The following is a 14,425-nucleotide window of genomic DNA, read 5'->3' on the forward strand; positions in this document are numbered from 1 at the left end:
TGGGTTAATTGAACGCTATCTGAGTAAGCAAGTCTTTACTTTCTTCTCACCGCCGACTACGAAAACCCTGTTTACCATTAACTTGGTCAAAGAGTACATCGTATTTATCAAACAAGGCAATTCCAGGATTTACAAATATAGCCAGTTCTGATTGTGGCGAGATACTCAAATTCCAGCGATTAAATCCGTCACGGGTTCCTGGTGTCAAACTGTAATCAAAAATGCCATTAATTCCTACTTTTACAGCATTTGCTGACCCTAATACTCCGGGTTTGAGTTTACCTGCTGTCGAAGCTGACTTGAATTCAGTTAAACCATTAATAGTTCCAGTATCAGCGATCGCTCTGCTATTACACAAATTTTTCGCAGAACTCCCAGCAACAGTTAAACAAACTTTATTCAGTCGAGAGTCCCATCTTTTACCGGGTACACCATTAATTTCGGGTTGTTGACTCCAAGAAGCCATTTTGAAACCTGCTTGATTTTCGGCAGTTAAACCGAGAATTAGGCTGCCATTATTATTACTACCACCATTGCCAACGACAATAAATCCGTTACTCAGATTGCCTGATAATTTTCTCAACGGGTTATAGGGAAGTGATTTTTCAAAATAGTTAACACCGATAATTCCCGAAAATGGTACACCACTGTTTGCTGAACACTTAGGTTTGTCGGCGCTACATTGGCGACTACTAACAATCTGTACGGGAACAGGTTCGGCGGTGGGAATCAAACCAAACCGGACATTCGCATAAACTAATTCTCCTTCCAGGATAGTACCATCACTTAATACTTCCTTGATATTTTGACCTGTTCTTTGGATCGGAGAATTACCTAAAAACTCTTTGGGAACTCTTAGCCCTGCTGACCCTGTATCTAATAAAATACGTTTTGGTTGACCATTTGCGATCGCAACTTCCAAAAAATAACCGCGAACACGTTGCCCAAGGGAAGGTTTTGGATATAAAGGTAAGCTTATGGTGTTAAAAGTTGGCTGGCGGGGTGTATTTTGCGAGATATCGCGCAACGCTGAATTTGGGAAAAGAGCCGCAAATGCCGACTGGCGTTGCTCTGCTGGTTCAGGAGCAATATCCCAAAGGCTTTCGTAGTAGAAAAAGCCGATACCTAAACCGCGTTGTTGCACTGCTTCTACCTGGGATTGGATTTGTGGGATAGCAACTGGGCGATTTCGTAAACCCGCCATAATACCGATACCAGTTGGAATAATTTGTTGGGTTTCTAAAATTTCTGGACGGGTAATTTGAGCGATAAAACTTTCCACATCATTACGGTACACCTGCATCACTAACTCATCGACAATACCAAACCGTACCCAGTTGAGCCAGTCTTGCAGTTGCATTTTATATGCAAAATTATAGTAATTAGGAGCAACTGAAAAAATAGCATTCGGTTTTTTGGCTTTCACGGTTTGGTAGAGGTCTATCATAAAGGCAGTAATTTTATCTGCCCGCCATTTTATCCATGCTTGGGCTTGGGGATTGGGTGGAGGAGGATTGCCAGTTTCTTGAGTATATAGACTTATCGTGTATTTATCGTAACCAAAATCCACAGGTAAACTCGTATGGTCGTCAAATTGAACGCCATCAGCATCGTATTTAGCAATCACTTCCACGACAAGTTCCCTGATAAAATTTTGCACTTCCGGGTGAAAAGGATTCAACCAAGCTACTTCACCCGCAGCACTAATTGAAGTTTGAGTCCCATCCCCTTTTTGGGTTAGCCAATCTGGATGCTGCGATGCAAGTTCCGAAGTTAGAGGAACCATAAAACCAAATTCAAACCAGGGTATTGCTAGTAACCCTTGTCTGCGCGCTTGAGTAATAATGTCTGCAATTACATCTTGTCCATCTATTCCCTTGAAGAAAAAGGGTATCCCCTCTTTCTGCATGATGGCGCTGGGGTATTGTGTATAACCATCATTCCAGACTACGGGATAAACAGTATTAAAGTTTAACTGCCGCAGTTGGCTCATGGCTGCTTGCACCTGCGAACGATTTCTAAAAACGCTAAAATCGTTACCACTTAGCCACACTCCCCGAATTTCTTGACGAGGTTGAGGAGGTAGTTGGGCAACAGCAGGGGGAAAACTGTTTAGTAGCAATACTAGAAAGAATGATATCAGACATAATAATGGCAGCAGACGCTTTTTCAAAATCCACGGCGATGTCTGTTGACTCGCTTTGCTTAGACCTAGTAATATTCGTCTGTGTACAGGCTTAAATAGTAAGTTAGTTAGAGTTGCATTAATTTCTCTACTTTTTTCCCAAAACTGAGTTGTCATTACTTTTGCTTACTAAATGAGGTTAATTGGTTATATTTAATACCATATAAACGTTAAATTACTACATCAGAAAACTGATGCAGTAATTTAGCTACAAGATATTTGACGCAGTTATAAGGTTAGTGGTGCCAAATAGAAATGTTTCAAATGTAAGCTGTAATCGAGATGCTGTGATGAAATTTATTGTTGTGCCATCGTCAAACCCATGAATTTCCAACCTCACCAGAACACTTTTGATGACAAACTAAGCGCAAGTATTGGGCTGGTGATTGGATTGCTGTTTATTGGAGGCGGTTTTTGGGTACGTAACATCATTGCGCACGAAGGTGCAACGCTAAACGAAACACGTGGTACGGTGGTAGACAGCATCAGTCGTCGCGATCGCAGCAGTACGAATAACAGTGAGCAAAAAGAAACCTATGCGCCAGTTATCGAGTTTCTAGCCAACGGTAAACGCACTCGCTTTACAGGCAGTTATGAGTCCTACCGCTCCAGCAACGGCCAGATGGTAGTGGTACGTTACAATCCTAAAGAACCGATAAGTACTGCGCGTGTCGTGAATCCGCTAGAAGGTTTAGTACCTTGGGGAATGTTTGGTATCGGTGGATTAGCTGTGGTTTTTAGCGTCGGCGCACTGTTGCCTGTACGCTGGTCTTCAGGTGGGTAATCTAAATTAGATAGATTTTGATTTTCGTGCTGACTTTGGCGGCGTTCGGTGTGCGCCAAAATATTTCTCACTGCGGTAACGCAACCACACCCGCAACACTTGCGGAATCTGGTCTTTTTGTTCCTTAGTCAGGGTGTTGTAAAGGGCTAAGGCGCGATCGCGTTCGCCCCGACAAGCAGCATTGTTGTGAGCATCCCAATAGCTGCGGGCTACTCGAATCCGCCGACAGACTTCTTTAATCAGCGCCTCTCCCGTAAGCGGAGTATCTTGCTTGGTCATACTCAAATGCGATAAATTTCTAATCCTATCCTAGCGAGTCAGATTTATCTTGACACTTCAAATTCCAAGCTAGCTGATGTCAGCTTTTCATAACGCATCCGCTAGATTAAGTAATTTTCCCTTGTATTTTTTAAGAGCAGCGCAGCCGACGGCGTACCACTTGCTACTCACTTCCTGCCTTGTTTCTTGAAAGTTACCATGCTATTTATGTCATCGGGTATATATGCGCCAGCCGCAGTAGCGATTAACTTAAACATTAGGATAAATGCGTGAATTGGCTATTTATCTACAGCTTCACTGCTTGCGTTTTTCAGCCTTGGGAGTTTTTAACAAGCTCACTAAGCTATTATGCTGCCGTCTTCAAGCAAAAATCTCTGGTAGAAATTAACCTGTATTAGGAAGTGGGCTATGCATATTGGATTTCTCAATCCTCAAGGCAATTTTGATTCAGGCAATAGTCACATCACGAAACACCCAGATTTTGGGGGTCAGCTAATTTACGTTAGGCAAGTCGCTATAGCCATAGCTCAAATGGGTCATAAAGTTGATATTATCACCCGTCAAATTATTGACCCGGAGTGGCCAGAGTTTGCCGAAGCGATTGACACTTATCAAGGGATCGATAATGTTCGCATTATCCGCTTACCAGCTGGGCCAAAAGAATTTCTCTCTAAAGAGTTGTTATGGCCTCATCTTGTCGCTGATTGGGTACCCAACATCTTGAAATTTTATCAACAGGAAGGTAGCTTACCCGATGCTATGACTGCTCACTACGCTGATGGAGGACTTTGTGGCGCTCTAATTGAAGAGGAGACAGGCATACCTTTTACCTTTACTGCTCATTCTCTCGGCGCTCAAAAGATTGACAAATTAGAAGTCACTCCAGAAAATCTCACAGAAATAGACGAGCAATTCTATTTCAGATATCGCATTTTAGCCGAACGCCTGAGCATGAATCGCTCGGCGGTTAATATTACCAGCACACGACAAGAACGTTTTGAACAGTATTCTCATCGAGTCTATAGTGGTGCAGTGGATGTAGACGACGACAACCGCTTTGCAGTGATTCCACCAGGAGCAGATTTCTCGATTTTTGGGGCAAAAGCGCGTTTCGAAAACGAGGAGGCTACTTATGAGTTCATTCAGGAACGATTGGCACGGGACATTGCAGAAGACCGTCGAGATTTGCCCGTCATCTTAGCATCCAGTCGATTAGAACTGAAAAAAAACATATTGGGGCTAGTGCAAGCTTTCGCAATCAGTCCAACACTTCAAGAACGAGCTAACTTGGTGATAATTACAGGGGCGCTGGACAATCCTTTACGAGAAGAGGCTAGCGACGAAATCACTGAAGAAGTATTAGCCCCGATTCGGGAAGCGGTCAAAGAAAACGACTTGTGGGGCAAAATCAGTGCATTTGGCTTGTTACATCAATCTCAAGAGTCACTGGCAGCAACCTATAGATTTATGGTTAAACGCCGCTCAGTATTTGCGCTGACTGCACTCTACGAACCCTTTGGGCTTGCTCCCTTAGAAGCAGCAGTCGCAGGTTTACCAGTGGTAGCAACCAAGAACGGTGGCCCTAGCGAGAGCTTGCAACAGGGAGATAAGGAATATGGGGTACTCGTCGATCCGGAAGATCCTGCTGATATTGCACGAGGCTTGGAGCGGTTGCTATGTGATGCTAAAGAGTGGGAGTATTTTGCCCAAGCTGGTCAGCAACGGGTGCTGAAGAAGTACACTTGGGAATCTACTGGTGAAAACTACCTGTCTTTGCTTGAGCAAATTCTGTCTTCACCGAAAAGCCCTCGCGCTGAACTCCTTCCTATCCATCCCTACTTCCGTAATCCAGAATCGCAGACCGATGTTTCTTTGGAAGAATTGAGCGAACTCTACTTTGGATCTAATCAAAAGGTACTAAGCAATGTAGATTAAATAAAGTGCAAAACTGGGGTCAAAGCAGAAGTTTTTGCAGGGAAAGCAGAAGTTGCTACAGACTGCGCGAAACACCGAAACGTCAAGGCGGAAGTTGCTACAGATTGCGCAAAACACCGAAACGTTAAGGCAGAAGTTCTTGCAGGGAAGACGGAAGTTGCTACAGACTGCGCAAAACACCGAAACGTCTTGGCGGAAGTTCTTGCAGGGAAGACGGAAGTTGCTACAGACTGCGCGAAACACCGAAATGTCAACCCTGGAGCAATATTTTTTGATGGATGCTAAATGTGGGATTTAGGCAGCTATGAGCAGCCAGCGCAAAATCTGCTGACTGCTTCAGAAAATTGCTGGTTTTGCTCCATCAATGCCATGTGTCCACCTGGTTTTAGGGTGACTTTTTCAGAGTAAGGTAATTCTGCTTTCATGCGATCGCTCGCCACAGGTTTTGTTGCTATATCTGAAGCCCCACACATTACCAACACAGGAACGTTAATAGTTGCAAGTGTGTCTGTTTCGTCGAACTTCAACATTCCCAGTGTGCCACGAGCCAGAACACCAGGCGAACCCAATGCTGATAATAAACCTGCAAAACTTAGTTGACCGCGTGTTTCAGTACCCGTAAATCCAGATAGTTCAACGGTGATATACAGCGAACCATTCAAATACGAGAGCCAAGTCATCAACCAAAAAATCGGCCACAGCACGATAGTCAGGTACAACACAGGTTCGAGTAGGGGTTTCTGCAATTTACGTACCAGATTGCTAAAAATGCAAGTTTTTACCGGATTGGTGTAAGTAGTATCTACAAGAATTAAGCCAGCCACTCGGCTCCCTAATTGCTCTGGAAACAGGCGACAGAATGTCAGGTTAATCATGCCGCCCATGCTGTGTCCCACCAAGATAACAGGTTTATCCCCTGCTATGGCAATAACAGCTTCCAAGTCACGGGCATATTTTTCTATAGAATGATCGTTGTTTTTCGGTTTAGCGGATTTTCCTAACCCTGGTAGATCCCAAACAATGACTCGGAAGCGATCGCTTAGTTGTCGTTTGGCATAATACCATATAGTACTGTTTGGTCCCCAACCGTGTGACAAGATAATTGGTTGACCATCTTCAGGGCCAAAAAACTCTACTTGCAACACGCTCCCATCTGGACGTGGCAAGCGCTGCACGGTTTTGCTACGCATAAAATGAGGTTCCTGTTTTCCAGGACGGCGCAGCAGTGGCAAACTGATAAAACGACCTCCAAAAGTCCACAGAACCATTACTAGTCCAGCCACCAAGTAGGGCGTTCCTACAAGTTCTCGTTCGTACCATTCATAAAGAATGTAGATTCCCCCGCCAAGTACCCCAACGGACAACAGTTGAAACAGCCATACAAGTAGAAAATTATGAGGCATGAATATCATGAGCCTAAACCTTGCAATGCTTTGTTAACTGCTTTTAGCTTCATACCATAGTTAGAATCGTCCAACTTTCACTCCCAAGAGTGATTTATACAATGTTGGAGTGATAAAAATGCTGGGTTTAGGTTAGTTGATAAACAATCTATAGGAATCCGATTTGATTAATGAACATATTTGCGTAGGGAGGGAACTCTTAACAGGGAACAGGGAAAAAGGGATTTAGGGGTGTACTGAGTTTTTTCACCCAATCAAATATCAGTCCTATAGATTGACAAAAATAACTATTAATCAAAAATATTCCCTCTCCCTTCTGCTTTTATGTATGAGCCTACAGCACGCTAGCGCATTCGGATTAGGGATGACGAATTAATATCAAATGCTTACTACTCAGGCAAAACATTAACTGAATCGTTACCAAAATTTTCTTCAAGATAGCGGGGATTGCTTACTCCTACATGCAAAAGCACTGCTGTAACCAATGCACCGATCGCTGCTACCAAGAAGGTAGTTTTATAGTCAATATTCTCCACTATCCATCCACCTAGTAGGGGAGCAAGGATAGTGGCAGGAGCAATAAGGGTATTACCAAGACCAATATAGGCTGGTCGTTGATGTTGGTTGCCAAACTCTAAGGTCATTACCGCAGCAATATTTTGCAGAGCCATCATACCTATTCCTTCTCCTATAAATACCAAGTAAAACCAGTTTGCATTGGGTGCTAAACAAGCAAAAATCGAACTGAATGCACAAGCGACACAACCAATTTGTAAAATTAACTTGCAACCTGTGCGATCGCCTAACCAACCCAAAACTAACCCAGCAATAGTTTGTGTAACCATCAATAGAGTCGTAATCAACCCAATAGATGCTTCTTCCATCCCATAGTGATGTACGCCATAGAGTGTATAAAAGGGAAGCGGCATCAGTGCTAACTGTGAGATCATACGTGCGATCGCAAAGCAGCGGAAATTCTCATCGCGCCGGAGAATCACAATTAGACTGCCCCAAAATTCACTTCTACTTTCAAAGGCTGATGGTGCGATACTTACTGGCTCTCGCGTCCTAGACATAAAAAACCAAGATAGAGCCATTGCCAAACTGGCACACAAAAAACACAGAGCAAAGTTAAATGGTTGAGCAATTTCCTTAAGCAGTAAACCTGCGATCGCAGCACCACAAACACTCATCAAATTACCAGATGCTGCTAAAGTACCGTAAAAAATACCAAGCTTTCTGGAGGGAACAATTTTAGCAATCATGCTTTGCCAAGCAGTGGCGCTAAATCCACCGCCTAGCCCTTGCCAAATGAGTATGGCAAATGTCAACAGTAAGATAGTTTGGTGATTGAGTTCTAGTTGTAATAAAGCCACCAGTGCTAATCCCAAAAAAGGAAGCTTATGATGAATTGTCAACGACATTACAGTTGGTTTGTAACACTGTAGGCTAGCTACTTTACTAACTGTTAATAGCTGAGGTAATTGCCAGCCTAAGCGTGGAATAGCTGGAATCAGACCGATAAGCAATGCAGAATCGGTAAGAGTACTAACAAATAGTGGAATAATCGTGAAAAATGAAGCAAAACCACTTCCAAAACCAAAAAATCCACTTTCAATAACATTGACAGTAAAGTTATGGCGAAGGTCTTTCTGAATTTCCGAATTAAGCATTTTTATAGATATTGCCAGTTTGGTGATTTATTCCCTTTTAGGGAAACTCAGGCTGCATTTTGAACAGGTTTATCTGTTTTTTGTAGATACTTAGAAATTACCTAAGTACCTACAAAAATCTGAGTTCCATAAATTGTTCCCAAATGTTGTACTTAAATCACCGTTGAAAAATATTTTTGTAAAATATCCCAATTTTTAATGGTGAACCTGACTGCTACTGAGTTCTGGGTCAGTGGCAGGTCTAGGTTAACCTGGAAGTGGTGCGTGATTGGCAAGCGGTGTAGATTATGCCTTCCCAAAACTCACACCTATTAATCACAGAGATGACTTGACAATAGACTTCTTGGCATTTGTCGGGGAAAAGGGGAACGGTTAAAGGGTAAAGGTATAGAATTTTCCCAAACCCAGTAACCTTTAACCTTTCTCCAACCGGAAAGCAAAAGCTACTTTTGCAAGATGTCTAATAAAATAGTTAAAGCATAGGCGTAGATCGTTGTAGACATCGCCTAAAGTTATTGATATTTGATTTGAAGCTGGATTTTTTGGGTTGGGTCGAAGGAAAACTGGAAATGTGTCTATTGGTTTGTTGACCGACAGGATTGCTGCTGGTATTGTTCGCTACTTTGCTGGTAGCTTTGGAGGAGTGCAAGCAGCCATCGAGTTACGCACTTTTGTGTCAGAGATGGGAATGCCTACGATTTCAAGCATTTTTGCTATTTCTAAAATTTGAAACTCCCTGGATGAAGCAGGTGCTTCACAAGATATCAGTCCGCTATAACTAATAGCTGCTTTAACCAAAAGAGTCGGTCAGCAATCAATTATTAGTTACAACGGACTGATTAATTAACTAGGTTAGTAGTCGTCAATTCACTTGCAATTTATCTCATCACTTGCTTATTAGATAGGTGATGAGATGAATTGCTGTATTAGCAAGTTCTAAGTAGATGAGTTTGAACGTTCTATTTGCTGACGAACTGTATCAATAGAAGCATTAAGACCAGCCAGTTTAGACTCTAAATCATCTCGTAGCCAAATCAAGAATTTTAATTTCCGCTCTAAGCTAGCTTTGTGCGAAATGGGTTCGCTTCCATAACATGGATTACCCCAAAAAGGAAACATAGTTTACCTCTGAATTTAACTTTTGTAAGAGTGCAATATCTCGCACTACTATATTCTGACTAATCACAATCAGACTGGTGTATGTAACAACCGACCATTATTGTGCGTGCTTAACGAACTTTTGCTAAAAGTGAACTTGAAGTGACGATTCTATATTCATTGGCATTACAACTGTATATTTTGCAGTTTAAATGAGATATCAACAGAACAGAACAACCACAAATCGCCTAAGTTGACCCAAAGCTGTAAAAGAACTCAGCAGCCAATTTACAGCGTTTGGTCATCGCTTCTTTACAACTGGCTAGTAATTGACTAGAAAATACATAATAAATGTGCGTAAACTAGAAAGCTCTTTTCACACGGCTGGTAAAATCGAATGTTAATTACCCGCAAATCAACTTACTTTTATCAGTAAATACTTCTAATAATAGATGACTTGGTGGAAAGGAAAGGGATAATCCTGAAAAGGGTAATATTCTAAGACCAATTACTGAGTAGGAAATTATTTTATGAGAACCAGAAAGCTAGGGAAACTTGGATTAGAAGTTTCAACTATCGGACTTGGTTGCATGGGAATGTCTGAGTTCTATAGCGGTCGGGATGAAATTGAGGCGATCGCTACAATTCATCGGGCATTAGAACTCGGAGTGAATTTTCTTGATACTGCTGATATGTATGGGCCGTTTACCAACGAGCAACTAGTAGGCAGAGCAATTAAAGATCGCCGCGATCGAGTAGTTTTAGCAACTAAATTTGGTAATGTCCGTACTGAAGATGGTGGCTTTAAAGGGGTTGATGGCAGACCAGAATATGTCCATCAAGCTTGCGATGCCTCGCTAAAACGTCTGGGAGTGGAAGTAATTGACCTCTATTATCAACATCGAGTAGATCCAACTGTCCCCATTGAAGATACTATCGGGGCAATGGCAGAGTTAGTCAAGCTGGGAAAAGTGCGTTATTTGGGGCTTTCGGAAGCTGCCCCAGCGACAATTCGACGAGCTGTAGCAGTTCACCCGATTACTGCACTGCAAACAGAATACTCTCTTTGGAGCCGAGAGCCAGAGGATGAAATTTTACCTACCGTGCGAGAATTAGGAATTGGGTTTGTTCCCTATAGTCCATTAGGAAGAGGATTTTTATCAGGTGCGATCGCTAGCCCTGACGATCTTGCACCTGATGACTATCGAAGAAATTCTCCTCGCTTTCAAGGTGAGAATTTTTATAAAAACCTGCAATTAGTAGAGCAAGTCAAAGCGATCGCCAGCGAAAAAGGAGTAACTTCTAGTCAGCTTGCTTTAGCATGGCTACTTGCTCAAGGAGAAGATATTGTCCCAATCCCTGGTACAAAACGCCGTAATTACTTGGAGGAGAATATTGCAGCTACCGAAATTACCCTGACTGAACAAGAGTTGCATCGACTGGAAACAGTTGCACCAAAAAATGTCGCAGCTGGCGATCGCTATCCTGACATGAGTACTGTTAACCGTTAATCTATCTGAAATGGAGTATTTTTTCAAATTCCGCTTTCGATGCACAAGCAAATATTACCGCAGCTTAACAAAGTAATCATCCAGAATTTTCAGAGGAAATGTCAAAAGTAGCGTAGGCGCAGCCCGTCGTAGACATCGCTATTTTATCGGCTATATCTTTGAATACTAATTCAATCATCTGGAAACTGCCAGCACGAGATATGTTCAATATCTTTGCTGCCGCATTTACTACAAACTGCATCCATCACAGAGTCCACCCATTCATGGCTGCAACTACGACAATGACAGAAAATGTTATTGCGGTTAGCCATTTCAATACCTTGATGCCACTGTTGTAGTTGAGAAGAGTCTGGAAAAGCTTTTGACATTTCATCAAACCTCGTTCGTGTCATTGTCATTATGAGCCTAACAAGCCCCGAAGTGAATAACTCAGTATTAATCGCTCTGACGATCGCCGCATCTATAGCCCTATCGCCTGTTAGTATTGCCGGTACTGTCCAAGGTTCAACCCATACGATCAAAATGTCTTCATTTAACCTCAGTTCCCAAAAATGGCAAAATCGAGTGCTGCTACTTTTTGCACCATCTGTTGATAACCATAACTATCAGCAACAGATGCAGTTATTTAACCAGCAACAAAACGATTTTAAAGATCGAGATTTAGTTCTTGTTCAAGTTTTGGCAACAGATAAAAGCTATGCCAACGGACAGTTAATAGATGAGTCTTCTGCTGCCAATTTGCGAAATCGCTTTGGGGTTAATAAAGAAAATTTTCGCGTGATTTTGATCGGCAAAGATGGTGGTGTTAAGCGCCAAGAATCTACACCAGTGCAACCGACAGCAATTTTTGAGCAAATTGACGCTATGCCGATGCGTCAGCGAGAAATGCAAGAACGATAAATTGGTAAAGCAGTTGGTTTTCTTATCAAACAGAATTCAGGAGTCAGCAGTCAGAATTTAGAATGACGCTAGAATTCTACAAGTTCCTACAAAAGTAGCTGCCCTCAAACCTGAGCTTAATTCTTCAAGTAGATGAGAAAAATCATTAAAAAGGTATATACTGCAATTATCAAGCAATAAATTTATTAGTTCCTGGTTTTATACCAACTAGGAGCTTTTTTATTATCCATTTCAATTAAGAGAGTTCATCACCAGAAGTAATAGCGTTCATCCTCAAGGCTATCGATCATTGCTTCTGTTGATAGATTGAATGTCAATATTTGGATTGCTATTGTGTATTTGTCACTAAAAAACGTTTATCAAATAAAAACAATGAATATTCTTGCTTGGATTGTTTTAGGTCTAATTGCTGGTGCGATCGCAAAGGCTATCTACCCAGGTCATCAAGGCGGCGGAATTTTAGCAACAATTTTATTAGGGATCGTTGGTGCTTTTATTGGTGGTAGTTTGGGTGTATTCTTTAGTACAGGAAGCTTTGCTCTAGCTGCTCCCTCTTTGAGTATTCCCGGTATTGCAGTAGCAGTTCTGGGTGCGATTGTTGCAGTCTTCTTGTGGAATGCGTTAACTAGCCGCAGTGCTTTGTAATAAATTAAATTGAATTAACTATTTTAGAACTTACGCACTTTTTGTCTTACCTGTCAATGCGTAAGTTCTATTTATCAACAATTATTGACAGAATTTGCCGCTTGTTATGCTGATAGCCTCAACATTATTCAGGTTGATAATGTTGAGGCTATGATTTTATTTTAGATGCCCTATCTGTCGCAAACATTTTTTTTAATTGGTATTAGAGAAGTCGTAAATATCTGCCTTACAGGCTTATAAGGTCTGTAGCAACAACAGCAATAGCGTGCTAAATCGCAAATTTTATACTTTTAATCTAACTTAACTTTGTTTGGTGCATAGGCGTAGACCATCATAAACATCGCCTAGTAGGGTAATTAAACACTTGGGTTAGCGATCGCAATCTATTTCTTATACGTATTTTCTTTAGACAAAGTTCTATTTAATACATGACAATATCAGTTTACACACTGCGATTATTTAATAATTTCATACTAGTAGTGTGTAATATAGATTAAGCTTGCCTCTCACCTATTTGCGATGAGATTTAATGAAGAGGTAGTTGCGATTCATAGTGTACAACTTTGACAACTGTCCACAATACTGTTGCATGTCTTAAGCTCATGGTAATATTATTTTACTGTCAGGGAGATATTATTTATACATCAATTTGTAACCATGCTGAAAGAGCTAGTTAGGTGCGCTACCTGCAAAAAACAAAAAATTATTCAACCTACCCAGGAAATCAACAAAAGCCCTAACGTGCAAAGCACAGAGCTTTTTAAACTCTGCTTATATAAGGTACTAAAGAGCTAACTAAAGCTCTTTTTTAGGAATCATCATAGCCAGCGAGAAAGGCATAAAACCTTCTTAAGATGGCAAAAAATTAGACAAGAGTAAATAGAAAAGTTTTGACGCAATGTCAAGAGTTTTTTGTATATGTAAAAATATCAAAAAGCTTAATTTGTCTTGTCAACAAGACATTAACATTGTGTGTTTTATTTAGATATTGATTCTCTTTGTGCTTAGTTACCTATATATAAAAGTCCTATTTGATTAGTGAAAACTTAAGCTACCCTCGATCAAATCAGGCAAACACTTAAATTTAACAAATAATTTAGGACTGCTAGATCGAGATCGATCTAGTAAAAATTCGATTATTCACAAAGTCACTAAGAGTAACAGGAAAAACATGAATATCATAGTTCGTTTGTTTGGAGCGATCGTTCTCCAATTATCTGCGTTGGCTGCAATGTCTAGCATGGCAATGTCTGATGACAAGCCCTTTCGCGTCAATACCCAACAGACTCCTGCTGTTTATCCACAGAAAACAACACAGCCCTTTCGCGTCAATACCCAACAGACTCCTGCTGTTTATCCACAAAAAACAACACAGAGGATTTGCTCTTTAGATCCCATTGAAGATTTATTACCTCCACCACAAATTAAAACAAGTAATTCTTTGCTTTCTTACCTTGCTGAACAGGGTTTTACACAAAATAAAGAGGGTTCCTGGGTCTGTTATGCCAACGATCCTAAAAAAGAGGGACGTTATTTTACTTTATTTAAGGTCAAACAAGTTAATAGCAGGCTCATAGCAAGTTCTTTCCTAGATGAAGGCAGTCTAATTCAAGGTCAGGAAAATCGTAGCTTGGACTTCTTTATGATGCTGATTGAGCATCATACGAATACTACTAAAGAGAACCGTCAAGGTATACGTAGATATCTACAAGCCTTCGTTTCCTTGGTCAAAGAAGGGAAGATCAAACCTACACGTCGTGGGTATCTTTTTGACCAACCAAACCGGGCGATGGTCTTATATCACACACTCTCATCAGGAAACCTTAAAGGTACGGGAATCACGATCAACATTTATTTACCTAAGAGTTGAATTGAGGAAGTAGGGCAGTGAGCAGGGGAGCAGCACTTCTCTACGAGACGCTGCGCGAACGACTCATTTCGGCTACGCGGTAGTTGAGCGCAGTCGAAACTCAATGACCAACGCTCAGTGACCGAGGGGCAGGGGAGATAAG

The 14,425-nt window shown here is 41.4% G+C and carries 13 protein-coding genes; 7 read left to right on the forward strand and 6 right to left on the reverse strand.

The window, feature by feature from the left end:
- Positions 1-46 precede the first annotated feature (46 nt).
- On the reverse strand, positions 47-2,302 hold the full coding sequence (locus tag ACR5KR_RS02940; RefSeq protein WP_448265382.1) for a glycoside hydrolase family 10 protein: 2,256 nt from the start codon (positions 2,300-2,302) through the stop codon (positions 47-49).
- Between the two features lie 205 nt (positions 2,303-2,507).
- Between ACR5KR_RS02940 and ACR5KR_RS02945 the strand changes: the two genes are divergently transcribed.
- Positions 2,508-2,969, forward strand: a complete 462-nt coding sequence (locus ACR5KR_RS02945; protein ID WP_448265383.1) for a DUF3592 domain-containing protein — start codon at positions 2,508-2,510, stop codon at positions 2,967-2,969.
- A gap of 6 nt (positions 2,970-2,975) precedes the next feature.
- Here the strand turns inward: ACR5KR_RS02945 and ACR5KR_RS02950 are convergent, their stop codons facing one another.
- The gene (locus ACR5KR_RS02950; protein ID WP_448265384.1) at positions 2,976-3,248 is read right to left on the reverse strand and encodes a Precorrin-3B methylase; all 273 of its coding nucleotides are present in this window, start codon (positions 3,246-3,248) and stop codon (positions 2,976-2,978) included.
- Between the two features lie 408 nt (positions 3,249-3,656).
- On the opposite strand from ACR5KR_RS02950, the gene ACR5KR_RS02955 reads away from it, so the two are divergent.
- Complete coding sequence (locus tag ACR5KR_RS02955; protein WP_448265385.1) at positions 3,657-5,183, forward strand: glycosyltransferase; 1,527 nt, start codon at positions 3,657-3,659, stop codon at positions 5,181-5,183.
- Between the two features lie 302 nt (positions 5,184-5,485).
- Here the strand turns inward: ACR5KR_RS02955 and ACR5KR_RS02960 are convergent, their stop codons facing one another.
- Positions 5,486-6,586, reverse strand: coding sequence for an alpha/beta fold hydrolase (locus ACR5KR_RS02960; RefSeq protein ID WP_448265386.1), 1,101 nt, complete (start codon positions 6,584-6,586; stop codon positions 5,486-5,488).
- A 389-nt stretch (positions 6,587-6,975) separates the two neighbouring features.
- Positions 6,976-8,259 carry an MFS transporter gene (locus ACR5KR_RS02965; protein WP_448265387.1) on the reverse strand — a complete coding sequence of 428 codons (1,284 nt, stop codon included), beginning with the start codon at positions 8,257-8,259 and terminating at the stop codon, positions 6,976-6,978.
- 571 nt (positions 8,260-8,830) lie between these two features.
- Between ACR5KR_RS02965 and ACR5KR_RS02970 the strand changes: the two genes are divergently transcribed.
- Entirely contained in the window at positions 8,831-8,989 is a 159-nt protein-coding gene (locus ACR5KR_RS02970; RefSeq protein ID WP_445627838.1) for a hypothetical protein, read from the forward strand.
- 206 nt (positions 8,990-9,195) lie between these two features.
- Here ACR5KR_RS02970 and ACR5KR_RS02975 read toward each other — a convergent pair whose 3' ends face one another.
- Positions 9,196-9,378, reverse strand: a complete 183-nt coding sequence (locus ACR5KR_RS02975) for a hypothetical protein (protein ID WP_322710478.1) — start codon at positions 9,376-9,378, stop codon at positions 9,196-9,198.
- A gap of 509 nt (positions 9,379-9,887) precedes the next feature.
- Between ACR5KR_RS02975 and ACR5KR_RS02980 the strand changes: the two genes are divergently transcribed.
- Positions 9,888-10,868 carry an aldo/keto reductase gene (locus ACR5KR_RS02980; RefSeq protein ID WP_448265388.1) on the forward strand — a complete coding sequence of 327 codons (981 nt, stop codon included), beginning with the start codon at positions 9,888-9,890 and terminating at the stop codon, positions 10,866-10,868.
- 170 nt (positions 10,869-11,038) lie between these two features.
- On the opposite strand, the gene ACR5KR_RS02985 is transcribed toward ACR5KR_RS02980, so the two are convergent.
- A complete protein-coding gene (locus ACR5KR_RS02985; RefSeq protein WP_448265389.1) occupies positions 11,039-11,236 on the reverse strand; it encodes a hypothetical protein in 198 nt (65 codons plus the stop codon).
- 31 nt (positions 11,237-11,267) lie between these two features.
- On the opposite strand from ACR5KR_RS02985, the gene ACR5KR_RS02990 reads away from it, so the two are divergent.
- The 3 genes from ACR5KR_RS02990 (at position 11,268) to ACR5KR_RS03000 (ending at position 14,283) form a co-directional block, all read left to right on the forward strand.
- A complete protein-coding gene (locus ACR5KR_RS02990; RefSeq protein WP_445627835.1) occupies positions 11,268-11,768 on the forward strand; it encodes a DUF4174 domain-containing protein in 501 nt (166 codons plus the stop codon).
- 372 nt (positions 11,769-12,140) lie between these two features.
- Positions 12,141-12,413: a GlsB/YeaQ/YmgE family stress response membrane protein gene (locus tag ACR5KR_RS02995; RefSeq protein WP_104909288.1), complete on the forward strand. Its 273-nt coding sequence runs from the start codon at positions 12,141-12,143 to the stop codon at positions 12,411-12,413.
- A 1,171-nt stretch (positions 12,414-13,584) separates the two neighbouring features.
- Complete coding sequence (locus tag ACR5KR_RS03000; RefSeq protein ID WP_445627834.1) at positions 13,585-14,283, forward strand: hypothetical protein; 699 nt, start codon at positions 13,585-13,587, stop codon at positions 14,281-14,283.
- Positions 14,284-14,425: the final 142 nt, after the last annotated feature.

It is taken from the genome of Nostoc sp. DSM 114159, assembly GCF_053470285.1.